Source organism: Streptomyces solitudinis, from assembly GCF_036323765.1.
GTDB lineage: Bacteria > Actinomycetota > Actinomycetes > Streptomycetales > Streptomycetaceae > Streptomyces.
On the sequence record NZ_JAZDCW010000003.1, the window covers coordinates 384,448 to 411,273 of the forward strand.

The window sequence follows — 26,826 nt, forward strand, 5'->3', positions numbered from 1 at the left end:
GAGGGCAGGGGCCTTCGGGTGCCGGCCCGGCGTCAGGGCACCAGCAGCAGGTTGTGCGCGCGCTCCTTGGCCGCCGTGTAGCGGGCGGCGACGTCCTGCCAGTTGACGACGCGCCACATCGCCTCCACGAAGTCCACCTTCTGGTTGCGGTACTGGAGGTAGAACGCGTGCTCCCAGGCGTCGAAGACGAGGATCGGCACCGAGCCCTGGCCCACGTTGCCCTGGTGGTCGTAGACCTGCTCCACGATCAGGCGGCCCGTGACCGGCTCGTAGGCCAGGACGCCCCAGCCGGAGCCCTGCGTCGTGGCCGCGGCCTTGGAGAGCTGCGCCTTGAAGCGGCCGAAGGAGCCGAAGGACTCGGCGATGGCGTCCGCCAGCTCTCCCGTGCCGTCCTTCTCCAGCGGCTCGCCGCCGCCGTCACCGCTCATGTTCCGCCAGTAGATCGAGTGCAGGATGTGCCCCGACAGGTGGAAGGCCAGACTCTTCTCCAGGCCGTTGACCGAGCCCCACGCGTCCTTCTCCCGGGCCTCCGCGAGCTGTTCCAGGGTGTCGTTCGCGCCCTTGACGTAGGCGGCGTGGTGCTTGTCGTGGTGCAGTTCGATGATCTCACCGGTGATGACCGGCTCCAGGGCCGCGTAGTCGTACGGGAGCTTGGGCAGCGTGTACAGCGTGGACATGTGCTTGTTCCCCTCGGCCCGCTATTGCACATCCCTTGCAATAAGAGACTAGCAGCAACAACGGGACGCACCAACGGGGCGGCCCCCGGACGGGGGCCGCCCCGTCACGGGCGGGTGGCGCCGTCGGCGCCCCGGGTCATCGCCGGGCCGCCGCCCGCTGCCGCAGGTAGCCCCCCGCCGCGAGGGCCAGCGCCAGCCCGCCCGTGGCGAAGAGCTGCTGGCGCGTCGCGGCGTCGCGCAGCATCAGCACGAAGATGACGGCCATGGCCGCGAGTGCCAGCCAGGTGAGCACGGGGAACGCCCACATCCGCACGACCAGCCGCTCCGGGTGCTCGCGCTCCAGCGTCCGCCGGGTCCGCAGCTGTGCCAGCGCGATGAACGCCCAGACCACGAGGACTGCCGCGCCCACCATGTTGAGCAGCCAGAAGAAGACGGAGTCGGGCCACCACAGGCTCAGCAGCACGGCGAAGAAGCCGAACGCGGAGGAGGCCAGCACCGCCCGGCGCGGCACGCCGCCGCTCACCTTGCCCAGGAGAGCCGGGCCCTCACCGCGCCGCACCAGCGAGAACGCCATGCGCGACGCGCCGTAGATGTTGGCGTTCATCGCCGACAGCAGCGCCACCAGCACGACGACCTTCATCACCTCGCCGGCCGCCGGAACGCCGATGTGGTCCAGCACCGCCGCGTAGGGGCCGCTCAGCAGCGACGTCTCGTCCCACGGGATCAGCGTCACGATGACCACCATGGAGCCCACGTAGAACAGCGCGATCCGCCACATCGCCGTGCGGACGGCCCTGGCGACGCCGCGCACCGGGTCCTTGGACTCGGCGGCCGCGATCGTCACCGTCTCCAGGCCGCCGTAGGCGAAGACGGACGCCAGCAGGCCGACGATCAGCCCGTCGGCGCCGTTGGGGAAGAAGCCGCCGTTGCCGGTGAGGTTGGCGGTTCCCGGAGCGTCCGAGCCCGGCAGCAGCCCGGCGATCGCCAGCACGCCGACGACCAGGAACGCGACGATGGCGAACACCTTGAGCGCCGCGAACCAGAACTCGTACTCGCCGAAGTTCCGCACCGAGGCCAGGTTCGTCGCGCAGAAGGTCGCCATGAACACGGCCACCCACATCCAGGATGCCGTGCCCGGGAGCCAGGTCAGCATGATCTCCGCGGCCGCGATCGCCTCCACGGCGACGGCCACGCACAGCAGCACCCAGAAGATCCACCCGGCCGTGAACCCGGCCCACGGCCCGAACGCCCGCTCGGCGTGCACGGAGAAGGAGCCCGAGGACGGGTGCGCGGCGGACATCTCACCGAGCATGCGCATGACCAGCATGACGAGCAGGCCGGACACCGCGAAGGCGACCACGATCGCGGGCCCGGCGGCGGCGATGCCCGCGCCCGAGCCCACGAACAGACCCGCGCCGATCACGCCGCCGAGCGCGATCATCGACAGGTGCCGCTGCTTGAGCCCGTGGGAGAGGGCGCCCTGCTCGGCGCCGGCCGGATCGCCGGGCGCCGCTGACGCCTCGGTGGTGGGGGAGGAAGCCATGACGGTCCAAGGGTGTGGGGAGGGGGCGTGCGGACAGGATCGGCCGTCCGCCGACGTCGGCGTCCCCGGCCACCCGCCAGTGTGATGCGGGACTCACCGCGCTTCAATGGCGCAGATCACTGTCCCGCCATCCGGACACACCAGGGGACGCGGGACGCGTGTGCGGAACCGGCTAAGTGTAGCCGTCAAGCGTTGTCGGCAACATCACGCAGCGCTGCGACAGCGCTTCGGTTAGCGTCAGACGGTCCCTGTCTCCACACCCGTACGGAGTAGCCATGAGCACTGCCGCAGCCGGCCCGCGTCCCGGCGCCGTCCTCGCCGACGCGCTCCCCGCCACCACCGCCGCCCGCGCCCGGGTCCGCGACGCGGCGCTGGTGCTCGGCGGCGCCGCGCTCACCGGGATCGCCGCCCAGCTCGCGGTCCCGGTACCGGGCTCCCCGGTCCCCGTCACCGGGCAGACCTTCGCCGCGCTGCTGGTCGGCGCCTCGCTCGGCGCCCACCGCGCCCTGCTGTCGATCGGCCTGTACGCCGTCGCGGGCGTCGCCGGGGTGCCCTGGTTCGCACAGGGTGAGCACGGCGCCGGGATGCCGTCCTTCGGGTACGTGCTGGGCATGCTGCTGGCCGCCGTGGTCGTCGGCGCCCTCGCCCGGCGCGGCGGCGACCGGGGTGCCCTGCGGACGGTCGGCACCATGGCCGTCGGCACCGGCCTGATCTACGCCGTCGGGGTGCCCTACCTGGCGCTGGCCACCGGCATGACGTTCGGTGAGGCGGTGGTGGCCGGACTCGTGCCGTTCCTGGTGGGCGACGCGCTCAAGGCGGCCCTGGCGATGGGCGCCCTGCCGACCGCCTGGCGGCTGCTCGGCCGCCACGGCTGACGCCCCCGACCCCGGCCCGGGGAAGAGGCCCGCACGCGCGAGGCCCGCACGCAGGAGCCCCGCACCGTCGAGAGCACGGTGCGGGGCTCCTGCGTGACCGGGGGCCTCGCGCGTCGGCGGACCTACGCCGGAGGCAGCTTCTCCAGCTGGGCCTCGATCCGGGCGATGTCCGCCTCGGCCGCTGCCCGCCGGTCGCGGATCTTGCCGACCACGTGGTCCGGGGCCTTTGCCAGGAAGCCCTCGTTGCCGAGCTTCGCCGTGGTCTGCGTCAGCTCCTTGCGCGCGGCCTGGAGGTCCTTCGTTAGCCGCCGGTGCTCGGCGGCGAAGTCGATCGCCCCCGACAGGTCCAGCGCGACCGTCGCCCCCGCCACCGGCAGCGAGGCGGTGGCCGTGAAGCCGTCCCCCGCGGCCTGGAGGCGCAGCAGCGAGCGGATCGCCTCCTCGTGCGCGGCCAGCGGCGTCCCCGCGACGTCCAGCCGGGCCGGCACCCGCTGCCCCGGCTGGAGCCCCTGGTCCGCGCGGAAGCGCCGCACCTCGGTCACCGCCTCCTGGAGGGTGCCGATCTCCCGCTCCGCCGCCGCGTCGCGGAAACCGCTGTCGGACGGCCAGTCGGCGATCACGAGCGACTCACCGCCGGTCAGCGTCGTCCACAGCGTCTCGGTGACGAACGGGACGACGGGGTGCAGCAGCCGCAGTACGACGTCGAGCACCTCGCCCAGGACCCGTCCCGAGACCTCGGCGGGCCGCCCGCCGGCGGCGAACGTCGTCTTGGACAGCTCCACGTACCAGTCGAACACCTCGTCCCACGCGAAGTGGTAGAGGGCGTCGGACAGCTTGGCGAACTGGTAGTCGTCGTAGTGCGCGTCCGTCTCGGCGACCACGGTGTTCAGCCGGGACAGGATCCAGCGGTCGGCCGCCGCCATCTCGGAGGCGTCCGGCAGCGGGCCCTCGACGGTCGCGCCGTTCATCAGGGCGAACCGCGTCGCGTTCCAGATCTTGTTGCAGAAGTTCCGCGACGCCTGGACCCAGTCCTCGCCGATGGGCACGTCCACGCCGGGGTTCGCGCCGCGCGCCAGCGTGAACCGCAGCGCGTCGGAGCCGTAGGCGTCCATCCAGTCCAGCGGATTGACCGCGTTCCCGAAGGACTTCGACATCTTCTTGCCGAACTGGTCGCGCACCATGCCGTGCAGGGCGATCGTGCGGAACGGCGGCGTGCCGTCCATCGCGTACAGGCCGAACATCATCATCCGGGCGACCCAGAAGAACAGGATGTCGTAGCCCGTGACCAGGACGGCGTTCGGGTAGAACTTCTCCAGGCTCTCCGTCCGCCCGGGCCAGCCCATCGTGGAGAACGGCCACAGCGCCGAGGAGAACCAGGTGTCCAGGACGTCGGTGTCCTGGTGCCAGCCCTCGCCCGCCGGCGGCTCCTCGTCCGGGCCGACGCAGACCGTCTCGCCGCCGGGGCCGTACCAGACGGGGATGCGGTGGCCCCACCACAACTGCCGCGAGATACACCAGTCGTGCAGGTTGTCCACCCAGCCGAAGTACCGGGACTCCATCTCCTTCGGGTGGATGGCGACGCTGCCGTCCCGCACCGCGTCACCCGCCGCCCGCGCCAGCGGACCGACCTTCACCCACCACTGCATCGACAGCCGCGGCTCGATGGTCGTCTTGCACCGCGAGCAGTGGCCCACCGAGTGCTGGTACGGGCGCTTCTCCGCGACGATCCGGCCCTCGGCGCGCAGCGCGGCCACGATCGCCGACCGCGCCTCCAGCCGGTCCAGGCCCTGGAACGGGCCGTGGACGGTGATGACGGCGTGCTCGTCCATGACCTGGATGTTCGGCAGCCCGTGGCGCTGGCCGATCTCGAAGTCGTTCGGATCGTGCGCGGGCGTCACCTTCACGGCGCCGGTGCCGAACTCCGGGTCCACGTGCGGGTCCGCGACGACCGGGACGGAGCGGTCCGTCAGCGGCAGCCGGACCTCCCGCCCGACGAGGTGGGCGTACCGCTCGTCGTCCGGGTGGACGGCCACGGCGGTGTCCCCGAGCATCGTCTCGGCGCGGGTCGTGGCGACGACGAGGGAGTCCTCCCCGTCGCCGTACCGCACCGACACCAGTTCGCCGTCCTGGTCGGCGTACTCCACCTCGATGTCGGAGATCGCGGTGAGGCAGCGCGGACACCAGTTGATGATGCGCTCGGCGCGGTAGATCAGCTCGTCGTCGTAGAGCCGTTTGAAGATGGTCTGGACGGAGCGGGACAGGCCCTCGTCCATGGTGAACCGCTCCCGCGACCAGGCCACGCCGTCGCCCAGCCGCCGCATCTGCCCGGAGATCTGGCCGCCCGACTCGGCCTTCCACTGCCAGACCCGCTCGGTGAACGCCTCCCGGCCCAGGTCGTGCCGGGACGTGCCCTCCTTGGCCAGCTCCCGCTCGACGACGTTCTGGGTGGCGATGCCCGCGTGGTCCATGCCGGGCTGCCACAGCGCCTCGAAGCCCTGCATCCGCTTGCGCCGGGTGAGCGCGTCGATCAGCGTGTGCTCGAAGGCGTGCCCGAGGTGCAGGCTGCCGGTGACGTTCGGCGGCGGGATGACGACGGCGTACGGCGGCTTCTCGCTCTTGGCGTCCGCCTCGAAGTAACCGCGCTCCACCCAGCGCTCGTACAGCTGCTCCTCTACCTCGGCCGGCGCGTACTGGGTCGGCAGTTCGGCAGATGCGCTGTGCGGGCCCTCGGGGCCGTGCTGGTAGTCGGTCACGACCGTCAGTGTACGGCGGCGGATGTCATGGTCTCGAACCGGTTTGGGGACCGGTGCGGCGCCCGGGAGAACCGTCCGACAGGATGGACGGAACGCGTCAACGCATGCAGCGCGCATGTTCACGGAGGGAAGCGCCTTGAGTCACAACCAGCCGCCGCCGCAGGGCCCGTACGGACATCAGCCGGGCCAGCCGGGGCCCTACGGCGCCCCTCAGCAGCCCGGCCCCTACGGCCAGCCCGGCGGCGCCCCCGGCCAGCCCGGCTACGGGTACCCCCAGCAGCAGCCGCCCCCGCAGCCCGGCTACGGCTACCCGCAGCAGCCCGGCGGGTACGTCGCCCCGCCCCCGCCGCCCAAGAGCAACAAGGGCAAGGTCATCGGCCTGGCGGTGGGCGCGGTCGTCGTGGTCGGCGCCGTCATCGGCGGCATCCTCGCGTTCGGCGGCTCCGGTTCCTCCGGCGTCGCCGACGACGGCCCGCACCGGCTCGTCACGCCGCAGGAGGTGGGCGAGTACACGCTCCAGGAGGACGGGAACTCCACGGGCATGTCCGCGGACAACGACGAGATGCGCGAGATGATCGACACCCTCTCCGTCGCCGACGGCGAGAGCGTCAACGGCACCTACAGCAACCTCGACCTCGCCGACCCCAGCACGCTGGAGGACCCGACGGCCTTCGCCCGCATGCGCATGGCCTTCTTCGTGGGGGCCTGGGGCACCGTCGAGGACCCGGAGAAGTCGGTCGACGACTTCTTCGCCAAGCTCAAGGCCGAGCACACCAAGGACCCGGACGGCTCCGAACTCGTCGGCGAGCCGGAGTCCGTCACGCCCGCCGGGCTGGACGGCGCGGTCATGAAGTGCCAGACCGTGCGCACCGAGGCGGACGAGCAGATGCCGACGCCGACGGAGACGCCCATATGCGTCTGGGGCGACCACAGCACGGTGGCGATGGTCTTCGACATGTCCTTCAGCGGCGAGCGGAAGATCGAGGACGCCGCGCGGCTGGCCGTCGACTTCCGCAAGCAGGCCCGCGTCGCGGCTGAGTGAACCGCGCCCGGCCGGGCCCGCACGGCGAAGGCCCGGGACGCTTCCCGCGTCCCGGGCCTTCGCCTTCCGCGTCCCGTGCCACCGCGCCGCGCGCCGGCACGGGCGCTCACGCGGGCGTGCTCATGCGGACTTCTCGCGGGGACCCTGATCGGTGCCGCGGGAGCGCGGCACCAGGGTGGGATTCACGTTCGAGTGAACGACGTCCTCGGTGATGACGACGCGGGCCACGTCCTTGCGGGACGGGACCTCGTACATCACCGACATCAGGACCTCCTCCATGATGGCGCGCAGCCCCCGCGCGCCCGTCCCGCGCAGGATCGCCTGGTCGGCGATGGCCTCCAGCGCCGGGCGGTCGAACTCCAGCTCCACACCGTCGAGTTCGAACAGCCGCTGGTACTGCTTGATGAGCGCGTTCCGCGGCTCGATCAGGATCTGGAGCAGCGCCTCGCGGTCCAGGTTGTGCACCGAGGTGAGGATCGGCAGACGGCCGATGAACTCCGGGATCATCCCGAACTTCACCAGGTCCTCCGGCATGACCTCCTCGAAGTGGTTCGCCGACTCGATCTCGCGCTTGGAGCGGATCGTCGCGCCGAAGCCGATGCCCTTCGCGCCCGCGCGGGACTCGATGATCTTCTCCAGGCCGGCGAAGGCCCCGCCCACGATGAACAGCACGTTCGTCGTGTCGATCTGGATGAACTCCTGGTGCGGGTGCTTGCGCCCGCCCTGCGGCGGCACCGAGGCCGTGGTGCCCTCCAGGATCTTCAGCAGGGCCTGCTGCACGCCCTCGCCGGAGACGTCCCGGGTGATCGACGGGTTCTCGCTCTTGCGGGCGACCTTGTCGATCTCGTCGATGTAGATGATCCCCGTCTCGGCCTTCTTGACGTCGTAGTCGGCCGCCTGGATCAGCTTGAGGAGGATGTTCTCGACGTCCTCGCCGACGTAGCCGGCCTCCGTCAGCGCGGTGGCGTCGGCGATGGCGAACGGGACGTTCAGCATGCGGGCCAGCGTCTGCGCGAGCAGCGTCTTGCCGGAGCCCGTCGGGCCGAGCAGGAGGATGTTGGACTTCGCCAGCTCGATGGCGTCGTCCTTGCCCTGCGGCCCGCCGTTCTCCCCGGCCTGCACCCGCTTGTAGTGGTTGTAGACCGCGACCGAGAGGGCCTTCTTCGCGGCCTCCTGGCCGACGACGTAGCCCTCCAGGAACTCGTAGATCTCCCGCGGCTTGGGCAGCTCGTCCCACCGCACCTCGGAGGTCTCGGCCAGCTCCTCCTCGATGATCTCGTTGCAGAGATCGATGCACTCATCGCAGATATACACACCCGGGCCCGCGATGAGCTTCTTCACCTGCTTCTGGCTCTTGCCGCAGAACGAGCACTTGAGCAGGTCGCCGCCATCACCGATGCGTGCCACGAGGTGCTTCCCCTTCGCCTGTCACCGCCGGGGCCCGGCGGTGCCTGGTCCTTGCTCTCCGACGGTACCTTGCCCAGGCCCCGGAGTGGGCCCCCCTCGGACTTGTTGGGCCCGAGGGGGGCCGGCGGACTGCCCGGCGGGTCAGCCCGCCATGCCGACGGAGGTCTTGCGCGTGGCGACGATCTGGTCGATCAGACCGTAGGCCAGCGCCTCCTCGGCGGTGAGGATCTTGTCCCGCTCGATGTCGTCGCGGATCTGCTCGATCGGCTTGGTGGAGTGCTTGGCGAGCATCTCCTCAAGCTGCGTGCGCATCCGCTGGATCTCGTTCGCGGCGATCTCCAGGTCGGAGACCTGGCCGCGCCCGGTCTCGCTGTACGGCTGGTGGATCATGATGCGGGCGTTCGGCAGCGCCATCCGCTTGCCGGGCGTGCCCGCGGCCATCAGCACCGCCGCGGCGGAGGCCGCCTGGCCCATGCAGACCGTCTGCACGTCGGGCTTCACGAACTGCATCGTGTCGTAGATGGCGGTCAGCGCGGTGAAGGAGCCGCCGGGGGAGTTGATGTAGATGGAGATGTCACGGTCCGGGTCCATCGACTCCAGGCACAGGAGCTGCGCCATGACGTCGTTGGCCGAGGCGTCGTCGATCTGGACGCCGAGGAAGATCACCCGCTCCTCGAAGAGCTTCGCGTACGGGTCGTACTCGCGCACGCCCTGCGAGGTGCGCTCCACGAAGCGCGGCACGACGTAGCGGGCCTCCGGCGAGGGACCGGTGTAGCGCGCGTCGAGGCGCTCATAGAGACCGGAACCGGGGATGTTGTTCATCGAAGTGTCCACCGTCCTGGTGAGGTGCTGGCTGCGGGCTGCGAGGAGCCGGGGGAGGAAGGGGAGGGCGGCTCAGGCGCCCGTGCCGCCGCCACCGGGAATGTCGGCTGCGGAACCGATCACGGCGTCCAGCAGACCGTAGTCCCTGGCCTCTTCGGCGTTGAACCAGCGGTCGCGGTCGGCGTCGCGGTTCCACTGCTCGACGGTCTGACCGGTGTGCTGGGACGAGAGCTCGGCCATCTTCTTCTTCGTGCGCAGGAGCTGCTCCGCGTGGATCCTGATGTCCGACGCAGAACCCGCGAGACCCGCGGACGGCTGGTGGATCAGGATCTCCGCGTTCGGCAGCGCGAACCGCTTGCCCGGGGCGCCGGCGCTCAGCAGGAACTGGCCCATCGAGGCGGCCAGGCCCATCGCGATCGTCACCACGTCGTTCTTGATGTACTGCATGGTGTCGTAGATCGCCATGCCGGCCGTGATCGACCCGCCGGGGCTGTTGATGTAGAGGTAGATGTCCTTGTCGGGGTCCGCCGCGAGGAGCAGCAGCTGCGCGGTGATCTTGTTGGCGATCTCGTCGTCCACCGGCTGGCCGAGGAAGATGATCCGCTCGTTGAGCAGCCGGTTGTAGACCTGGTCGCCGAGCCCACCACCGAAGTTGGGCTCACCGGCGGCGGAAGGCTTCGGAAGCGTCACGTGTCCACCTGCTCGTGTCCGGACGGCCGGGCCGCGAGAAGGGCTCGCGTCATGGCCGTCGCTTAGCGTCTTCGTGTACATGGACCCTAACGCGCGGGCCCTTCCCGACCATCCCGGTGCGGGAGCTGTTCGCTGTGAGCGCAGGGGGTGTTCCGGCAGGTCGCGGCGGGGAGTGAGCCGGCCGTCCGCCCTACGCGTACGGGCCCGTACGCGCGTCGCGCACGGGCCCGTACGTGTGGCTGTGCGGGGTCAGGCGTCGCCCTTGTCCCCGGCCTTGGCGTCAGCGTCGCCCGCGGGCTCCGGCCCGGCGTCGGCGTCGGCGGACGCCTCGGCGGCCTGTCCGGCGGACTCGGCGTCCCCGGCCCCGGCCGTCTCCTCCTCGTCGTCCTCCAGCTCGACGACCTCACCGTTGCTGTCCTTGACCGTCACGGCCTCGACCACCAGCGCCAGCGCCTTGCCGCGGGCCACCTCGCCCACGAGCATCGGCACCTGGCCGCCCTCGACGATCGCCTGGGCGAACTGGTCGGGGCTCATGCCGGAGGACTGCGCGCGCCGCATCAGGTGCTCCGTCAGCTCTTCCTGGCTGACGTTCAGCTTCTCCTTGGACACCAGCTCGTCGAGCACGAACTGCGTCTTGATGCCCTTGACGGCCTGCTCGCGCAGCTCGGCGTCGAACTCCTCCTCCGACTTGTCCTGGAGCTGCAGGTAGGTCGGGAGGTCCATGCCCATCTGGCCGAGCTGGTGGTTGACCAGGTTGTGCTTGCGGGTGTTGATCTCGTCCGCGAGGAGCTTCTCGGGAACGGGCACCTCGACCAGGCCGATCAGCTCGTCCAGCACCTTCTGCTGGGCCTCGGTGGCCTGCTCGTACTTCTTGTTCTGCTCCAGCCGCTTGCGGCTGTCGTCGCGCAGCTCGGACATCGTGTCGAACTGGCTGGCGAGCTGGGCGAAGTCGTCGTCCAGCTCGGGCAGCTCACGGGCGGAGACGGACTCCACGTTCACCGTGACCTCGGCCTCCTGGCCGGCCGCCGAGCCGCCCTTGAGGGTGGAGGTGAAGGTGGCCGAGCCGCCGGCCTCCAGGCCGGTGACGGCGTCGTCGATGCCCTCCAGCAGCTCGCCCGAGCCGATGGTGTAGTCGATGCCCTCGGCCACGCCGTCCGGCAGGACCTCGCCGTCGACCCTGGCCTCCAGGTCGAGCTTGACGACGTCGCCCTCGGCGGCGGCGCGCTCCACCGGGGAGGTGGAGGCGAAGCGCTCGCGGAGCTGCTCGACGGCCTGGTCCACGTCCTCGTCGGTGACCCCGACGGCGTCGACGGTGACCTCGATGCCGGAGTAGTCCGGCATCTCGATCTCCGGGCGGACGTCCACCTCGGCGGTGAAGGCCAGCAGCTCGTTGTCCTTCAGCTCGGTGATGTCCACCTCGGGCTGACCGAGGACGTTCAGCTCGCCCTCTTCGACGGCGCTCTGGTACAGCTTCGGCAGCGCGTCGTTGACGGCCTCCTCCAGCACCGCGCCGCGGCCGAACCGCTGGTCGATCACCCGGGCCGGCACCTTGCCCTTGCGGAAACCGGGCACCTGCACCTGCTGGTTGATCTTCTTGTACGCCGCGTCGAGGCTGGGCTTGAGCTCCTCGAAGGGCACCTCGACAGTGAGCCGAACCCGGGTCGGGTTCAGGGTCTCCACGGCGCTCTTCACGGTCGGTCTCCTTGGGGCAGACTGCTCGGGATCAGGTACGTCTGGTCAGACGCTGGGGCGCCCCGTATGTGAGTGAAGAATTTTCGGACACGACACAGGCACGCGCGTCTTTCATAGTACGTGGTCGGGGTGGCCGGATTCGAACCGACGACCTTCCGCTCCCAAAGCGGACGCGCTACCAAGCTGCGCCACACCCCGCCGGTGCGACACGTAGGGTACATGCCGTACGATGCACTGCGTGCCGCACGGCGGTCTGTGACCGAAGCGGACCACGTGCACGGCGCTCGCGGGCGTAGCTCAATGGTAGAGCCCCAGTCTTCCAAACTGGCTACGCGGGTTCGATTCCCGTCGCCCGCTCCACCGGCCGAGGGCCCGGACCGACAGGTCCGGGCCCTCGGCGTGCGCGTCCCCGAAAGGTTCCGTGCGGCTCCGCGCGCGGGCGTGCCCGCGTACGGAGCCGCACGGAGCTAGATGTCGATCGCGTTCAGCGACTGGGCGAGCGAGTCCAGGAAGTTCTGGATGGTCGGCGCCATGCCGCTGGAGGCGAGGAAGAAGCCGAGGAGTATGGCCACGATCGCCGGGCCGGTCTTGATGGAACCGCTCCTGATCATCACCACGAGGATGATCACGAGCAACAGCACCACGGACAGCGAAATGGCCACACTGATCCCACCTTCGGTCGCAACGCCTTGTCACGGGCGAGGGGACCACGCGAGCGCCGCGGTCCGCCACGGCTCCCCATCGTGCCACCGATCGGGTGACGGCAGGGCCAGGGCGCGTCGAACGGGACGCTTTGGGCGCGTGGCGTTCCGGCGCGGCGCCCCGCACCCGGCCGCGGGGCGTGCGGTGTCGCGTGGGGGCGCCGCGTGGCGCGCGGGAGCGGGTGAAAAAGGTCGGGGACGGCAGGCAACGCGAGGGCCGTTGCTTACGTCTTCGCAAGTTCGCGGCTATCGTCCTGAAGATGTTTTCCGCCGGCACCGACCGGGCGTCCGCGCCCCCCGGTCCCCTCCAGCCGTCCGATCCCGCCCCCGACGCCGCGCCGTCCCCGCCCGCGGGTGAGGCGGCGGCGCCGCGCGGCCGGGAGAAGCACCGGGACCCGTTCTTCGACAACGCGAAGTACCTGGCGATCGTGCTGGTCGGGCTGGGGCACGCGATCGGCCCGCTGAGCCAGGGCAGCCGCCCGGTGGAGGCGGTGTACTTCTTCATCTACGCCTTCCACATGCCCGCGTTCGTCATCATGTCGGGCTACTTCTCCCGGAGCTTCGAGGCCCGGCCCGCCCAGATCAGGCGCCTGGTCACCGGGGTCGCCGTGCCCTACCTCGTCTTCGAGGTCATCTACAACCTGTTCATGGGGTGGCTGAACGGCGACCTGAGCCGCCCGTTCACGCTGCTGATCCCCGGGTACGCGCTGTGGTTCCTGGCCGCCCTGTTCATCTGGCGCATCACCACCCCGGTGTGGAAGGCGCTGCGGTGGCCGCTGCCGGTGGCGCTCGTCATCGCCGCGTCGGCGGTCGTCGCCGAGGGCATCGGGCCGAACTTCAACCTGATGCGGGTCCTCCAGTTCCTGCCGTTCTTCGTGCTCGGCCTCCAGCTGCGGCCCGAGCACTTCGAGCTGGTGCGGCACCGGGCGGTGCGCGTCGCGGCGCTGGTCGTGGCGCCCGCGTGCCTGGTGGCCGCCTACCTCGCGGTGCCGCGCGTGGAACTGGGCTGGTTCTACCGGGACAACAGCGCCGCGGACCTCGGTGCGCCGGCCTGGTACGGCGTGGTGATGTCGCTGGCGACGTTCGGCTGCGCGCTGGTGCTCACCGTCTGCCTGTACGCCTGGGTGCCGCGCCGGCGGACCTGGTTCACCGCGCTGGGCGCCGGCACGATCGCCGCCTACCTGCTGCACGTCTACCCGGTGCTGCTCGCCCGCGACCTGGAGGTGTACTCCCTGTCGTGGATGGCGACGCCGCTGGGGCCCGTCGTGGTCACGGTGGTCACCGTCGCGGGCATGTCGGCGTTGTGCAGCCCGCCCGTGCGGCGGCTGTTCCGCCCCCTGATGGAGCCGCGGCTCACCTGGGCGTTCCGCCGGGAGCCCGCCGGCCGGCGCGACTGAACGGCGGGCCGCCGCCGTCCGCGCGGCTCACTCGCGGCAGATGAGGAGCAGGGCCCGGTCGTCGTTGACGTCGCGGGCCACCTGCTCGATCAGGTGCCAGGCGGCTCCGCGGAACCCGGTGGCGACGTAGGTCTCGGCGGTGCCGGTGAGCCGGTCGATGCCGTCCGCCAGCTCCCGGTCCGCTGTCTCCACCAGGCCGTCGGTGAAGAGCATGAGCACGTCGCCGCGGCGCAGCCGCCCCTTGACGGGGTGGAACTCCGCACCCTCCAGGACGCCGAGCAGCGGCCCCTCGGCCTCCTGCGCCTCCCAGGTGCCCGCGCCGGCCGAGAAGTGCATCGCGGGCAGGTGCCCGGCCGACATCAGCTCGTAGTCGCCGGTGTCCAGGTCCAGTACCAGGTGGACGGAGGTGGCGAAGCCCTCCGGCCACTCCTGGCGCAGCAGGTAGGCGTTGGCGGCGGGCAGGAAGTCCGGGGGCGGCAGGGAGCCCAGCAGCCCGCCGAACGCGCCGGACAGCAGCAGCGCGCGGGAGGCGGCGTCCATGCCCTTGCCGGAGACGTCCGTGAGGACGACCTCCAGGGTGCGCCGGGCCGCTCCGGTGCGGGCGGCCACGACGAAGTCCCCGGAGAACGACTGGCCGCCGGCCGGCCGCAGCGACATCTCCCGGTGCCAGCCCCGCGGCAGCGGTGGCAGGCGGCTCTGCATGCGCAACCGTTCCCGCAGGTCGAACAGCATGGTGCCGCCCCGCGTCCACGGCACGCCGACCCGCATCCGGAACTGGGCGATGAGCAGACCGGCCAGGCCCGCGACGGCCACCACCAGCACCGTGCCGGGCGTGACGCGTCCGGCGCCCGTGGTGTAGGGGCCCAGCGCGACGGACTCCACGATGAGGGCCAGCGCCGAGGCGGCGTACAGGGTCAGCAGGCTCACCGGGCGCAGCAGCAGGCCGCCCGCGATGACCGGAAGCACCAGTGCCTCCGGGGCCACCCACAGCGGCTGGACCAGCGTGCCCCACGAGAACAGGAGGACGGCGAGCAGAAGCGCGCCGAACGTCACCCAGTCCGAACCGTGGCCGCGGAAGGCGTCCACCCCGGACCGGCGCACGCTCAGCCGGGCCCGGTGCCACGCCTTGCGGCTACGGTGCAGCCGGGCCGTCCATCCGGCCGAGCCGGTGCGACGTGCCATGGCTCGGGACCCTATCCGTGGCGCCCGGCCTGCGTCGATTCCCGACCTCAGTCCGAAGTATTCCAGTTCGAAAATCGGATGTCGCGTTCGGCCGTCCTTGATAGGCATGCGGTATGACGACTGAGCTGCGTACGCTGCGCCCCGAGGACTGGGAGTCCTGGTACGGCACCATCATCCGGGCCTTCGGAGGCGTGCCGGAGGAGCCGGAGGAGGAGGCCCGCTGGCGCCGCCTGATCGAGTTCGAACGGGCGCTGGCCACCGTCGACGGCCCCGACATCGTCGGCACCACCGCGACGTTCTCCTTCCGCCTCACCGTTCCCGGCGGCGCCGCCGTGCCCGCCGGGGGGCTCAGCGTGGTGAGCGTCGCCGCCACCCACCGCCGCCAGGGCGTCCTCACCGGCATGATGCGCCGTCAGCTCGACGACGTGCGCGCGGCCGGGGAGCCGCTGGCCGTGCTGCTGGCCTCGGAGCCGCCCATCTACGGGCGGTTCGGCTACGGCATGGCCACGCAGCAGGTCAAGGCCACCATCGACACCGCCCGGGTGCGCCTCGCGGTACCGCCGGAGGCCGACGGCGTCCGGCTGCGCTGGGCGGACCCCGCGGAGTCGCTCCAGCGGTGCGAGGCGCTGTACGCCCGGCTCGTCCCCGGCCGTCCCGGCATGATCGCCAGGGCGTCGGACGAGTGGGCGCGGGACCGCATCGCCGACCCGCCGGGCGACCGCAAGGGCGCCTCGCCGCTGTTCTGCGTGCTGGCCGAACGGGACGGCGAACTGGTCGGCTACGCCCGCTACTCGGTCACCCCGCAGTGGGACGAGGCGGGCCCGCACGGCACGGTCGGCCTGCGGGACCTGGACGCGCTGGACCCGGGCGCCGGCGCCGCGCTGTGGCGGTTCCTGGCGGGCATCGACCTGACCTCCCAGATCGAGACCGGCGGCCGTCCGGTCGACGACCCCTGGCTGCACCTCGTCTCCGATCCGCGCCGGTGCGCAACGCGGCTGAAGGACCAGCTCTACCTGCGCCCGGTCGAGGTCGGCGCGGCGCTCGCGGCGCGGACGTACGCCGCGCCCGTGGACGTCGTGCTGGACGTCACCGACGCGTTCTGCCCGTGGAACACCGGGCGCTGGCGGCTCGCCGGTGACGGCGCGGGCGCCGTGTGCGAGCGCACCGGCGCCCCGGCCGACCTGGCGCTGACGGTGCGGGAGCTGGGCGGCGCCTACCTCGGCGGCGTCCGGCTGTCGGCGCTGGCCGGGGCCGGCCGGGTGCGCGAGCTGCGTCCGGGGGCGCTGGCCGCCGCGTCCGCCGCGTTCGGTTCCGACCTCGCCCCCTGGGTGCCGCACAGCTTCTGAAACCCGCGCGGGCTCCCCGGCCGTCCGGCTTCCCCGGCGCCGGGGAGCCGCGGCCACGGGGACGCAGCCGCCGCCGGGGCGTCCCGGCCGCCGGGAGGTCACGGCTTCTGGCAGCCGGGGCACCAGAAGAGGTTGCGGCCCGCCAGCTCGGCCCGCCGCACCGGGGCGGCGCAGACGTGGCACGGCCGCTCCGCCCGCCGGTAGACGTACACCTCGCCGCCGTGGTCGTCCACGCGCGGCGGGCGGCCCATCGCCTCGGGCGTGTGCTCGGGCCGTACGGTGTCGATGCGGCCGAGCCGCACGCCCTCGGCCATGAGGGCGGCCAGGTCGTCCCACACCGCGCGCCACTGCCGCGCGGTCAGCTCGCGGCCCGGCAGCAGGGGGTCGATGCCGTGCCGGAACAGCACCTCGGCCCGGTAGACGTTCCCGACGCCCGCCACCACCTTCTGGTCCAGCAGCAGCGTGGCGATCGGCGTGCGGCTGCGGGAGACGCGTGCCCAGGCGCGGTCCGGGTCGGCGCCGGGACGCAGCGGGTCGGGACCGAGCCGGGCGGCGACGGCCGCCTTCTCGGGCTCGGTGACCAGCGCGCACCGGGTGGGGCCGCGCAGGTCCGCGAAGTCCGAACCGGTGGACAGCCGCAGCCGCACGGTGGCGACGGGCGCCGGGCCGCCGTCGTCGTCCGGCACGCCGAAGAACACCTTCCCGAACAGGCCCAGGTGCACGTGCACCCAGCCGGTGCCCGGCCCGAACCCGAGGAAGAGGTGCTTGCCGACGGCGTCGGCCTCCCGCAGCTCCTGTCCGTCCAGCCGGGCCGCCCCGGCCGCGAAGGTGCCCTGCGGGCTGCGCGCGCGGACGCGGCGGCCGGCGAACCGGTCGCGGTAGTCCGCGGCGAGCCGGTGGATCGTGTGCCCCTCGGGCATGCCCCTCCGCCGTTCGTGTCCGCTCGCCTCTGAGCCCCGTGCCCCGCGCCCGGGTTCAGTCCTGCTGCGGGTGGTGCGCGGGGACGGGGGGCAGCTCGCCGGTGCGCTCGTAGCCGGTGAGCTGGTCGATGCGGCGCTGGTGGCGCTCGTCACCGGTGAACGGGGTCGACAGGAAGACCTCCACGAAGCGGGTGGCCTCCTCCTGCGTGTGCATCCGGGCGCCGACGCTGACGACGTTCGCGTCGTTGTGCTCCCGGCCCAGCGCGGCCGTCTGCTCGCTCCAGGCCAGCACGGCGCGCACGCCCGCCACCTTGTTCGCGGCGATCTGCTCGCCGTTGCCGGAACCGCCCACGACGACACCCAGCGCGCCCGGGTCGGCGGCGGTGCGCTCGGCGGCGCGCAGGCAGAACGGGGGGTAGTCGTCGGCGGCGTCGTAGAGGTGCGGGCCGCAGTCGACGGGCTCGTGGCCGTGGGCCCTGAGCCACTCCACCAGGTGGTTCTTCAGTTCGTAACCGGCGTGATCGGAGCCGAGGTAGACGCGCATGGGCACGAGTGTGGCACGCGCGCGACGGCCCGGCGGCGCCGGGTCGGCGCCCGCGGCGCCGCGCCCGGCGTCCGTAGACTGGCGTGCGTGAGCGACACCCCCAGCACCCCAGGCACCGGCCCCGACGACCACGCCACCGGCCCGTCCGAGGACGACCCCTTCGAGGAGATCGTGGGTGAGGCGACCCAGCGCGACCCGGACCTGGCCGTCATCGAGGCCGGCAGCCGCACGCTGCGCACCCAGGCCGGACCGCTGAGCGGGGACGACGTGCCCGCCCGCCCGGCCGACCCCGAGACGGACCGGGCGCTGCGCGAGGTGGAGAACGAGCTGCTGGACCGCTGGCCGGAGACCCGGCTCGAACCGTCGCTCGACCGCATCCGCGCGCTCATGGACGTGCTCGGCGAACCGCAGCGGGCGTACCAGTCGGTCCACATCACCGGGACCAACGGCAAGACGAGCTGCGCCCGCATGATCGACGCGCTGCTGCGCGCCTTCGAGCTGCGCACCGGCCGCTACAGCAGCCCGCACGTGCAGTCGATGACCGAACGGATCAGCGTGGACGGCGCGCCGCTGCCCCCCGAGGCGTTCGTGCGCACCTACGAGGACACCAAGCCGTTCTTCGGCCTGGTGGACTCCGCGCAGGAGCACCGGCTCTCCTTCTTCGAGGCGCTGACCGGCATGGCCTACGCGGCGTTCGCGGACGCGCCGGTGGAGGTGGCCGTCGTCGAGGTCGGCCTCGGCGGCGGCTGGGACGCGACGAACGTCATCGACGCGCAGGTCGCCGTGGTCACCCCGATCGCGCTGGACCACACCGACCGGCTCGGCACCACGCCCGGGGAGATCGCCGGGGAGAAGGCGGGCATCATCAAGCCCGGCGCGACCGTCGTGATGGCCCAGCAGCCGGTGGAGGCCGCCTCCGTCCTGCTGCGCCGGGCGGCCGAGGCGGGCGCGACCGTCGCCCGCGAGGGCCTGGAGTTCGGCGTGGTGAGCCGCGAGGTGGCCGTCGGCGGACAGCTGCTGACGCTGCGCGGGCTCGGCGGCGAGTACCCGGACCTCTTCCTGCCGCTGCACGGCGCGCACATGGCGCACAACGCGGCCGTCGCGCTCGCCGCCGTGGAGGCGTTCTTCGGCGTGGGCGCGGACAGCGGGCGGACGCTGGACGCCGAGACCGTGCGCACCGCCTTCGCCTCCGTCACCTCGCCGGGACGCCTGGAACTCGTCCGCAGCAGCCCCTCCGTGCTGCTGGACGCCGCCCACAACCCGGCGGGCGCGCGGGCCACGGCGGAGGCCGTCTCGGAGGCGTTCGGGTTCAGCCGGCTGGTCGGCGTCGTCGGGCCGAGCCGCGACAAGGACGTGCGGGGCCTGCTCGAAGCGCTGGAACCGGTGCTCGCCGAGGTGGTGGTCACCCGCAACTCGACGCCCCGGAGCATGGACGTGGACGCGCTCGCCGCGCTGGCCGTCGAGGTGTTCGGCGAGGAGCGGGTCCAGGTCGAACCGCGCCTGGACGACGCCCTGGAGGCCGCCATCACCCTCGCCGAGGAGGAGCACGAGTACGCGGGCGCGGGCGTCCTGGTCACCGGTTCGGTCGTCACCGTCGGTGAGGCCCGTCTGCTGCTCGGGAGGGACCGCTGATGCGGACGCTGTGCGCCTCGACGCTGATCGGGGAGTTCCTCGTCATCGGCTTCGCCGGGCTCGTCGCCATGCGGCTCACGGACCACTCGGCCGGGACGGTGTGGCTCGTCTCGGGCGTCGCCATGGCCCTGTGCCTGCTGCTGTGCGGCATGCTGTCCCGCCCCGGCGCGGTGCAGCTGGGCTGGGTGCTCCAGGCCGCGCTGGTCGTCAGCGGCTTCGTGGTGCCGGTGATGTTCTTCCTCGGCGCGGCGTTCGCCGCGCTGTGGTGGGCGTCGCTGCACTTCGGCCGGAAGATCGACGCCGCGAAGGCCCGGTACGCCGCCGGGAACCCGTAGCCGTCCCCCGGGGCCCGGGTGGCCCCGTCCGCGGCCGTCACCGCCCGCGCGCCGCGGCCGCTCCGCCGGCCGGGGGAAGCCCCCGGTGCCCTGGGCGCGGGCCCCGGGAGCGGGGGCTGTAGCCTCGGGCGCGTCATCCCGTCCGGCCGCAAGGAGCCGCCCCATGAGCCAGCGCACCCTCGTCCTCCTCAAGCCCGACGCGGTCCGCCGTGGACTGACCGGCGAGATCATCAGCCGCATCGAGGCCAAGGCGGGCTGGACGATCACCGCGCTGGAGCTGCGCACGCTGGACCGGGCGACGCTGGAGCAGCACTACGCCGAGCACGAGGGACGCCCGTTCTACGCGCCGCTGCTGGAGTTCATGACCTCGGGCCCCTCCGTGGTGCTGGTCGTGGAGGGCGAGCGGGTCATCGAGGGCGTGCGCGCCCTGGCGGGCCCGACTGACCCCATCGCCGCCCCTCCCGGCTCCATCCGGGGGGATTTCGGCACCATCGTGCGGGAGAACCTCGTGCACGCCTCGGATTCGGTGGAATCCGCCGAACGCGAGCTCGCGCTCTTCTTTCCCGGCCGCGGCTGAGTCCGCGGGCGCCACCCCGGTGTTCTGACCCCGCGTCACGCGGCCCGGTGGCGGCGCACCGCGCCACGTCGGCCCGTTCGTCCGGTACTCCGGCGAACGGGCCGCCATTCGAGGGAACGATTCACCCGTACGCGTCGTCCCAGGAGTGGGACCGGTCCCCGTTGCGCCCACAATGGCGGAGGAACCCGCAGTCCGCGCCCGCCGCGGCGCGACTACGATGGTGACTTCCGGAACTCCTCCCGCGTTCCGCAGCGCTTCCTGCCCTCTTGCTCCTCACCGTTCCTGCTGGAAGGCCAGACGTATCCTCATGGCGAACAACATGTCGTTCATCGGCCGTGACATGGCGATCGACCTCGGGACCGCCAATACGCTGGTGTATGTCAGAGGGCGCGGAATTGTCCTCAACGAACCGTCCGTCGTGGCGATCAACACCAACACCGGCGGAATTCTCGCCGTCGGCGCCGAGGCGAAGAAGATGATCGGGCGCACGCCCGGGAACATCGTCGCCGTCCGTCCCCTGAAGGACGGCGTCATCGCCGACTTCGAGATCACCGAGCGCATGCTGCGCTACTTCATCCTGAAGGTGCACCGGCGCCGCTACCTGGCCCGGCCGCGCGTGGTGGTCTGCGTGCCCTCCGGCATCACCGGCGTCGAGCGCCGCGCCGTCATCGAGGCGTCCACCCAGGCCGGCGCCCGGCAGGTGCACATCATCGAGGAGCCGATGGCCGCCGCGATCGGCTCCGGACTCCCGGTGCACGAGGCCACCGGAAACATGGTCGTGGACATCGGCGGCGGCACCACCGAGGTCGCCGTCATCTCGCTCGGTGGCATCGTCACCGCCCAGTCCATCCGCGTCGCGGGTGACGAACTGGACAACGCGATCATCCAGCACGTCAAGAAGGAGTACAGCCTCCTCCTCGGCGAGCGGTCGGCCGAGTCCATCAAGATCACCATCGGCTCGGCGTACGACCTGGAACAGGACGAGCACACCGAGATCCGCGGCCGCGACCTGGTCAGCGGACTGCCCAAGACGGTCGTCATCTCGGCCGCCGAGGTCCGCAAGTCCATCGAGGAGCCGGTCAACTCCATCGTGGACGCCGTCAAGACCACGCTGGACAAGTGCCCGCCGGAGCTGTCCGGCGACATCATGGACCGCGGCATCGTCCTCACCGGCGGCGGCGCCCTGCTGCGCGGCCTGGACGAGCGGCTGCGCCAGGAGACGGGCATGCCCATCCACATCGCCGAGGACCCGCTGGACTCCGTGGCCCTCGGCTCCGGCAAGTGCGTCGAGGAGTTCGACGCGCTCCAGCAGGTCCTCGACTCCCAGCCGCGCCGCTGACCCCCGCCGCGCCGGGTACGGAAACACCCGTCCGGCGCCGGGCGGGCCGGCCGCACGACCGGTACAACTGAAGTCCGTAGGGACACACGGTTCTGACAGAGGAAGGCACGGCCGTCGAACGTGAGGGACTCCCGAGAAAGCCGGCTCCTGCTCGTCCTGCTGGTGGCCAGTGCGTTCGCGCTGATCACGGTGGACCTCCGCAGCGGTGAGCGCTCGCCGCTGGACAACGCCAGGCAGGGCGCCGCCTCCGTGTTCGGGCCGGTGGAGACGGCCGTCGCCGGGGCGGTGGACCCGGTGGGCAACGCCATAACGGCCGTCCGCGAGTCCGGGGACCGCCACGACCGCATCAGCGCCCTGGAACGCGAGAACGCCGAGCTGAAACAGCGGCTCGGCTCCGACGCCCGCCGCACCTCCCGCGTCGCGGAACTGAACACGCTGCTGCGGACGGCCGCAGCCGGGCAGTACGGCGTCAAGGGCGCGCAGGTCGTCGCCATCGGCGCCGCCCAGGGCTTCTCCTGGACGATCACCATCGACGTCGGCGAGCGGGACGGCATCACACCGGACATGACCGTGCTCAACGGCGACGGCCTCGTCGGACGGGTGACGACGGTGGGCCCGGCCACCTCGACCGTGCTGCTGGCCACCGACCCCGACTTCACCGTCGGCACCCGGATGGAGGGCAGCAACGAACTGGGCTTCGCCACCGGACGGGGCGACAGCTGGCTGACCGTGCAGCTGCTCAACGCCAAGGCCAAGGTCGAGAAGGGCGACCGGCTGGTCACCTTCGGATCGAGCAACGACCGGCCCTTCGTACCCGGCGTGCCCGTCGGCGAGGTCACCGAGGTGCCGCCCGCGTCCGGCGACCTGACCCGCACCGTCCGCGTCGAGCCGTACGTCGGCTTCAGCCGCCTCGACATCGTCGGCGTCGTCGTCCAGCCGCCGCGCGAGGACCCGCGCGACACGGTGCTGCCCGACCCGGTGAAACCGGAACCGACCCCGACGGTCACCGTCACCGTCGGCCCCGACGGCGAACCCCTCCCCGGCCAGGGAGCCGGTGGCGACGGCCTCGAAGGACAGGGCGGCCAGAACGGCCCCGCGCCGGACACCACCGCCCCCGGAGCCCTGGGACGCGACACGCAGGAAGTGGCCGGAGAAGCCGACCCGGGCGACCAAGGAACGGACTGACCGATGCGCTTCAACCGGATTCTGCTGTCCACCACCCTGGTGGTCGTCGCCCTCGTCGTGCAGGTCACCGTCCTCGCCCGGCTCCAGCTCCCCGGCGCCACCCCCGACCTGCTGCTGCTCACCGTCCTGGCCCTCGCCCTCGTCTACGGCCACACCAGCGGAGCCGTCATCGGCTTCGGCGCCGGACTGCTCGCCGACCTCGCGCCGCCCGCCGACCACGCGGTGGGCCGGTACGCCCTCGTGCTGTGCCTCATCGGCTACGTCGCCGGACTGACCCGGCCGGAGACCGGACGGCACCGCAGCGCCACCGTGCCGCTCCTCGTCGTCGCGGGCGCCGCCCTCGGCTCCACCCTGCTGTACGCGGGCGTCGGCGCACTCGTCGGCGACACCGCCGCCCGGCACGTCGGACTCACCTCCCTGCTGCTCACCGCCGCCCTCTACGACCTCCTGCTCGCCCCCTTCACGGTGCCGCTCCTCATGGCACTGGCCCGCCGCGCCGACCCCGACCCCGTCACCGAGGCGGCCGGGGGCGGCTCCACGGCGGGCGGCGGCGAGAAACCCTACGGCCCGCTCGGCGCGGGCGCCCCCCGCGCCGGCTCCCCGCTGGCCAGGGGCGGCACGGGGAAACGAGCCGGCGCCGTCCGCTGGTCACAGGGCCGGTGGGCGTCGCGCAAGGGCTGGACGTCCGCCGGCGGCGGCGGACTGCTGAGCCGCTCGGCACGGGCCAGAGCCGGACGCATCAAGGGAGTCAAGCGGCTGTGACGACTGCACCAGGACTATGAGGGGAGGGGCCTCGTGAGCAACATCCCGGAGACCGGGCGCACCCCGCGCGTGACGATCCGCCTCATCGCCATCCAGATCCTCGTCTTCTCGCTGCTGCTGACCCTCGGCGGGCGGCTGTGGTACCTCCAGATCCGCAACGGCGAGGAGTACGAGAAGGAAGCCGCGGGCAACCACGTCCAGCAGGTCGTGCAGCCCGCGCCGCGCGGCACCATCTACGACGCGCGCGGCGTGCCCATCGCCGACAACGAGACCCGGCTCGTCGTCTCCGCCAGCCGCACCGAGCTGCTGAAGATGGACGACGACGGCGAGGCCGTCCTCGACCGGGTCGCCGACGTCCTCGGCATGACCGAGGAAGAGGTCGCCCACAAGGTGCGGCTGTGCAACAACGAGACCCCGCAGCCCTGCTGGAACGGCTCCCCCTACCAGCCGATCCCCATCACCGACGAAGCCACCACGCAGCAGGCCCTCACCATCCGCGAACGCGGCGAGGACTTCCCCGGCATCACCGCCGAACCCACCGCCGTACGCCGCTACCCCGGCCCGTACGGCTCCGGCACCGCCCAGGTGCTCGGCTACCTCTCACCGGTCACGGACGCCGAAGTGGAGGAGGCCAAGGACACCGGCTCGCCGCTGCTGCGCTCCGACCAGATCGGCCGCAACGGCGTCGAGCGCTCCTACGACAGCGCCCTGCGCGGCGACGCGGGCGTGCTGCGCTACGAGGTCGACAAGCTCGGCCGCGTCCTCGGCATGGCCGACAGCGACGAACCCGTGGCCGGGGCGTCCCTCGTCACCAGCATCGACTCCCGGGTCCAGGCCATCACCGAGAAACAGCTCGACCTCGCGATGAAGACCGCCCGCACCGAGATGGACCCGGTCACCGGGCGGCCGTACGAAGCGGACGCCGGAGCCGCGGTCGTCATGGAGTCCAGAACCGGCCGCATCGTCGCCATGGCCTCCCTGCCCGACTACGACCCGAACGCCTGGGTGGGCGGCATCGGCGCCAAGGAGTACGCCGCCCTGACGGGCAAGGACTCCAACTACCCGCTGCTCAACCGCGCCATCCAGGGACAGTCCGCGCCCGGCTCCATCTTCAAGGTCGTCTCCAGCGCCGGAGCCGTCAACGCCGGCTACCCCTTCGACGGCAGCTACAACTGCTCCAGCTCCTACAGCCTGGGCAGCCACACCTTCAAGAACTTCGAATCCACCGGCTACGGACCCATCTCGCTCGGCAAGGCCCTCGAAGTCTCCTGCAACACCGTCTTCTACGCACTCGGCCACCAGGAATGGCGCAAGGACGGCGGACTCGACCCGGAGAAGGGCGAGGCCAACGAGCACCTCTACCAGGCCGCCAAGGGCTTCGGGCTGGGCAGCACGACCGGCATCGACCTGCCCAACGAGGTCCCCGGCCGCATCCCCGACCGCCAGTGGAAGCGGGACTACTGGGAAGCCAACAAGGACAGCTGGTGCAAGCAGGCCGAGGCCGACGTGGCCGACGACGCCGACGCCGCCGAGAAGTACGTCGCCAAACTGGCCCGGGAGAACTGCCTCGAAGGCATGAAACTGCGCGCCGGTGACAGCATCATCTACGCCATCGGCCAGGGCGACACCCTCGTCACCCCGATCCAGATGGCCACCGCCTACGCGGCCATCAGCAACGGCGGCACGCTCTACGAGCCCACCGTCGGCAAAGCCGTGATCAGCCCCGACGGCAGCGACATCAAGGAGATCGAGCCCACCGCGCACGGCAGGCTCCCCGCCTCCAAGCAGACGGTCCGTCAGCTCGACCAGGCCCTGCGCGGCGTCGCCACCGGCGGCACCGCCTCCTGGCGGTTCACCACCTGGCCGCACCAGGAGATCCCCATGCACGCCAAGACCGGCACCGCCCAGGTCTACGGCAAGCAGACCACCTCCTGGCTGGCCACCTACACCGACGACTACACCATCGTCATGACCATCTCGCAGGCCGGCACCGGCTCCGGCGCCTCGGGCCCGGCCGTCCGCAACATCTACGACGCGCTCTACGGCGTCCAGGAGGACGGCTCCATCGACCGCGCCACGGCACTGCTGCCCGAGCCGCAGAAGGACCTGCCGAAGATCAACGCCGACGGCACCATCGAGGCCCAGCGCACCAAGGCCGCACTGGTGAAGACCTGGCGGGACGCGGAGTTCAGCTGATGAGCATCCACTCCTTCGACACCAGCGGCATCGGCCCGCCCAAGAGCCTGTGGGCCCGCCTGGCCGCCCCCGGCTCGCTGGCCCGGCGGCTGGACTGGCCGCTGCTGCTCGCCTCGCTCACCCTGTGCGCCCTCGGCTCGCTGCTCGTCTGGTCGGCCACCCGCAACCGGACCGAGCTGACCGGCGGCGACCCGAACCAGTTCCTGTTCAAACACGTGCTCAACACCGGCATCGGCATCGCGCTCGCCGTGGGCGTCGTCTGGCTCGGACACCGCAGGATGCGCTCCCTCATGCCGGTGCTCTACGTCCTGTCCGTGGTCCTGGTCGCCCTCGTCTACACCCCGCTGGGCGCCACCATCAACGGCGAGCGGGCCTGGCTGAACCTCGCGCCCGGCCTGCAGATCCAGCCCTCGGAGTTCGTGAAGGTCACCGTCATCCTCGGCATGGCCGTCGTCCTCGCCGCGAAGGTGGACGCCGGCGACCGCGAGCACCCCGACCACCGCACCGTCTTCCAGGCGCTCGCCCTCGCCGCCCTGCCGCTGGCCGTCGTCGGCGACCTCGGACAGGTCATGGTCATCACCGTGACCGTCCTCGGGGTGCTGCTGGCCTCCGGCGCCTCCAACCGCTGGGTGATCGGCCTGGTGACCGTCGGCGCCGCCGGCGCCGTCGCCGTCTGGCTGCTGGGGCTGCTGGACGAATACCAGATCAACCGCTTCGCCGCCTTCGCCAACCCCGCCCTCGACCCCTCCGGCGTCGGCTACAACACCAACCAGGCCCGCATCGCCATCGGCTCCGGCGGACTGTTCGGCACCGGCCTGTTCGAGGGCTCCCAGACCACGGGCCAGTTCGTCCCCGAGCAGCAGACGGACTTCATCTTCACCGTGGCGGGAGAGGAGCTGGGCTTCGTCGGCGGCGCCTTCATCCTGCTGCTGCTCGGCTTCGTGCTGTGGCGCGCGTGCCGCATCGCCATGGAGGCCACCGACCTCTACAGCACGGTCATCGCCGCCGGCGTCATCGCCTGGTTCGCCTTCCAGTCCTTCGAGAACATCGGCATGTCCCTGGGGATCATGCCCGTCGCCGGGCTGCCGCTGCCGTTCGTCTCCTACGGCGGCACCGCCATGTTCGCCTGCTGGATCGCCATCGGCCTGCTCCAGTCCATCGCCGTGCAGCGCCCCCTGACCGCGAAGGCGGCCCCCGGCGCGGGCGGGC

The 26,826-nt window shown here is 72.0% G+C and carries 22 protein-coding genes, 2 tRNA genes and 1 pseudogene; 13 read left to right on the plus strand and 12 right to left on the minus strand.

Going from position 1 to position 26,826, the window contains the following annotated elements:
* Positions 1–32: 32 nt before the first annotated feature.
* Entirely contained in the window at positions 33–677 is a 645-nt protein-coding gene (locus tag V1J52_RS09200) for a superoxide dismutase (RefSeq protein ID WP_330139157.1), read from the minus strand.
* Between the two features lie 136 nt (positions 678–813).
* Complete coding sequence (locus V1J52_RS09205; RefSeq protein WP_330139158.1) at positions 814–2,220, minus strand: amino acid permease; 1,407 nt, start codon at positions 2,218–2,220, stop codon at positions 814–816.
* Between the two features lie 275 nt (positions 2,221–2,495).
* Here V1J52_RS09205 and V1J52_RS09210 point away from each other — a divergent pair, with 275 nt between their 5' ends.
* A complete protein-coding gene (locus V1J52_RS09210; RefSeq protein ID WP_330139159.1) occupies positions 2,496–3,095 on the plus strand; it encodes a biotin transporter BioY in 600 nt (199 codons plus the stop codon).
* 122 nt (positions 3,096–3,217) lie between these two features.
* Here the strand turns inward: V1J52_RS09210 and V1J52_RS09215 are convergent, their stop codons facing one another.
* Positions 3,218–5,848, minus strand: a complete 2,631-nt coding sequence (locus tag V1J52_RS09215; protein WP_330139160.1) for a valine--tRNA ligase — start codon at positions 5,846–5,848, stop codon at positions 3,218–3,220.
* Between the two features lie 136 nt (positions 5,849–5,984).
* Between V1J52_RS09215 and V1J52_RS09220 the strand changes: the two genes are divergently transcribed.
* Positions 5,985–6,890 carry a hypothetical protein gene (locus tag V1J52_RS09220; protein WP_330139161.1) on the plus strand — a complete coding sequence of 302 codons (906 nt, stop codon included), beginning with the start codon at positions 5,985–5,987 and terminating at the stop codon, positions 6,888–6,890.
* 120 nt (positions 6,891–7,010) lie between these two features.
* On the opposite strand, the gene clpX is transcribed toward V1J52_RS09220, so the two are convergent.
* From clpX to V1J52_RS09245, 5 genes are all read right to left on the minus strand, one after another.
* Entirely contained in the window at positions 7,011–8,297 is a 1,287-nt protein-coding gene (clpX, locus tag V1J52_RS09225) for an ATP-dependent Clp protease ATP-binding subunit ClpX (RefSeq protein ID WP_330139162.1), read from the minus strand.
* A 141-nt stretch (positions 8,298–8,438) separates the two neighbouring features.
* Positions 8,439–9,119, minus strand: a complete 681-nt coding sequence (locus V1J52_RS09230; RefSeq protein ID WP_330139163.1) for an ATP-dependent Clp protease proteolytic subunit — start codon at positions 9,117–9,119, stop codon at positions 8,439–8,441.
* A gap of 72 nt (positions 9,120–9,191) precedes the next feature.
* Positions 9,192–9,809, minus strand: a complete 618-nt coding sequence (locus V1J52_RS09235; RefSeq protein WP_330139164.1) for an ATP-dependent Clp protease proteolytic subunit — start codon at positions 9,807–9,809, stop codon at positions 9,192–9,194.
* A 249-nt stretch (positions 9,810–10,058) separates the two neighbouring features.
* Positions 10,059–11,501, minus strand: a complete 1,443-nt coding sequence (gene tig / locus V1J52_RS09240) for a trigger factor (protein WP_330139165.1) — start codon at positions 11,499–11,501, stop codon at positions 10,059–10,061.
* 121 nt (positions 11,502–11,622) lie between these two features.
* Positions 11,623–11,699 (minus strand) — tRNA-Pro (locus tag V1J52_RS09245).
* An 88-nt stretch (positions 11,700–11,787) separates the two neighbouring features.
* On the opposite strand from V1J52_RS09245, the gene V1J52_RS09250 reads away from it, so the two are divergent.
* Positions 11,788–11,861: transfer RNA gene (locus tag V1J52_RS09250), tRNA-Gly, on the plus strand.
* Between the two features lie 107 nt (positions 11,862–11,968).
* Here the strand turns inward: V1J52_RS09250 and V1J52_RS09255 are convergent.
* A complete protein-coding gene (locus V1J52_RS09255) occupies positions 11,969–12,163 on the minus strand; it encodes a hypothetical protein (protein WP_330139166.1) in 195 nt (64 codons plus the stop codon).
* Between the two features lie 299 nt (positions 12,164–12,462).
* On the opposite strand from V1J52_RS09255, the gene V1J52_RS09260 reads away from it, so the two are divergent.
* Complete coding sequence (locus V1J52_RS09260; RefSeq protein WP_330139167.1) at positions 12,463–13,599, plus strand: acyltransferase family protein; 1,137 nt, start codon at positions 12,463–12,465, stop codon at positions 13,597–13,599.
* 27 nt (positions 13,600–13,626) lie between these two features.
* Here the strand turns inward: V1J52_RS09260 and V1J52_RS09265 are convergent, their stop codons facing one another.
* On the minus strand, positions 13,627–14,781 hold the full coding sequence (locus V1J52_RS09265) for a SpoIIE family protein phosphatase (RefSeq protein WP_330139168.1): 1,155 nt from the start codon (positions 14,779–14,781) through the stop codon (positions 13,627–13,629).
* Between the two features lie 113 nt (positions 14,782–14,894).
* Here V1J52_RS09265 and V1J52_RS09270 point away from each other — a divergent pair, with 113 nt between their 5' ends.
* Entirely contained in the window at positions 14,895–16,127 is a 1,233-nt protein-coding gene (locus tag V1J52_RS09270; RefSeq protein WP_330139169.1) for a GNAT family N-acetyltransferase, read from the plus strand.
* 98 nt (positions 16,128–16,225) lie between these two features.
* On the opposite strand, the gene V1J52_RS09275 is transcribed toward V1J52_RS09270, so the two are convergent.
* Both V1J52_RS09275 and V1J52_RS09280 read right to left on the minus strand, forming a co-directional pair.
* On the minus strand, positions 16,226–17,047 hold the full coding sequence (locus V1J52_RS09275) for an Fpg/Nei family DNA glycosylase (RefSeq protein WP_330139170.1): 822 nt from the start codon (positions 17,045–17,047) through the stop codon (positions 16,226–16,228).
* Between the two features lie 55 nt (positions 17,048–17,102).
* Entirely contained in the window at positions 17,103–17,591 is a 489-nt protein-coding gene (locus tag V1J52_RS09280; RefSeq protein ID WP_330139171.1) for a ribose-5-phosphate isomerase, read from the minus strand.
* Between the two features lie 171 nt (positions 17,592–17,762).
* On the opposite strand from V1J52_RS09280, the gene folC reads away from it, so the two are divergent.
* The 8 genes and pseudogenes from folC to V1J52_RS09320 form a co-directional block, all read left to right on the plus strand.
* Complete coding sequence (folC, locus tag V1J52_RS09285) at positions 17,763–19,223, plus strand: bifunctional tetrahydrofolate synthase/dihydrofolate synthase (protein ID WP_330139557.1); 1,461 nt, start codon at positions 17,763–17,765, stop codon at positions 19,221–19,223.
* A complete protein-coding gene (locus tag V1J52_RS09290) occupies positions 19,223–19,558 on the plus strand; it encodes a DUF4233 domain-containing protein (protein WP_330139172.1) in 336 nt (111 codons plus the stop codon). Before folC ends, V1J52_RS09290 begins: the two co-directional genes overlap by 1 nt.
* A gap of 163 nt (positions 19,559–19,721) precedes the next feature.
* The gene (gene ndk / locus V1J52_RS09295) at positions 19,722–20,135 is read left to right on the plus strand and encodes a nucleoside-diphosphate kinase (protein ID WP_330139173.1); all 414 of its coding nucleotides are present in this window, start codon (positions 19,722–19,724) and stop codon (positions 20,133–20,135) included.
* A gap of 319 nt (positions 20,136–20,454) precedes the next feature.
* Entirely contained in the window at positions 20,455–21,474 is a 1,020-nt protein-coding gene (locus V1J52_RS09300) for a rod shape-determining protein (protein WP_330139558.1), read from the plus strand.
* Between the two features lie 120 nt (positions 21,475–21,594).
* Positions 21,595–22,659, plus strand: coding sequence for a rod shape-determining protein MreC (gene mreC / locus V1J52_RS09305; RefSeq protein ID WP_330139174.1), 1,065 nt, complete (start codon positions 21,595–21,597; stop codon positions 22,657–22,659).
* A gap of 3 nt (positions 22,660–22,662) precedes the next feature.
* On the plus strand, positions 22,663–23,421 hold the full coding sequence (mreD, locus tag V1J52_RS09310; protein ID WP_330139175.1) for a rod shape-determining protein MreD: 759 nt from the start codon (positions 22,663–22,665) through the stop codon (positions 23,419–23,421).
* A 33-nt stretch (positions 23,422–23,454) separates the two neighbouring features.
* Positions 23,455–25,617, plus strand: coding sequence for a penicillin-binding protein 2 (mrdA, locus tag V1J52_RS09315; RefSeq protein ID WP_330139176.1), 2,163 nt, complete (start codon positions 23,455–23,457; stop codon positions 25,615–25,617).
* Positions 25,617–26,801 (plus strand): annotated as a pseudogene (locus V1J52_RS09320) (FtsW/RodA/SpoVE family cell cycle protein); the annotation flags it as partial. The gene mrdA and the pseudogene V1J52_RS09320, both read left to right, overlap by 1 nt.
* Positions 26,802–26,826: the final 25 nt, after the last annotated feature.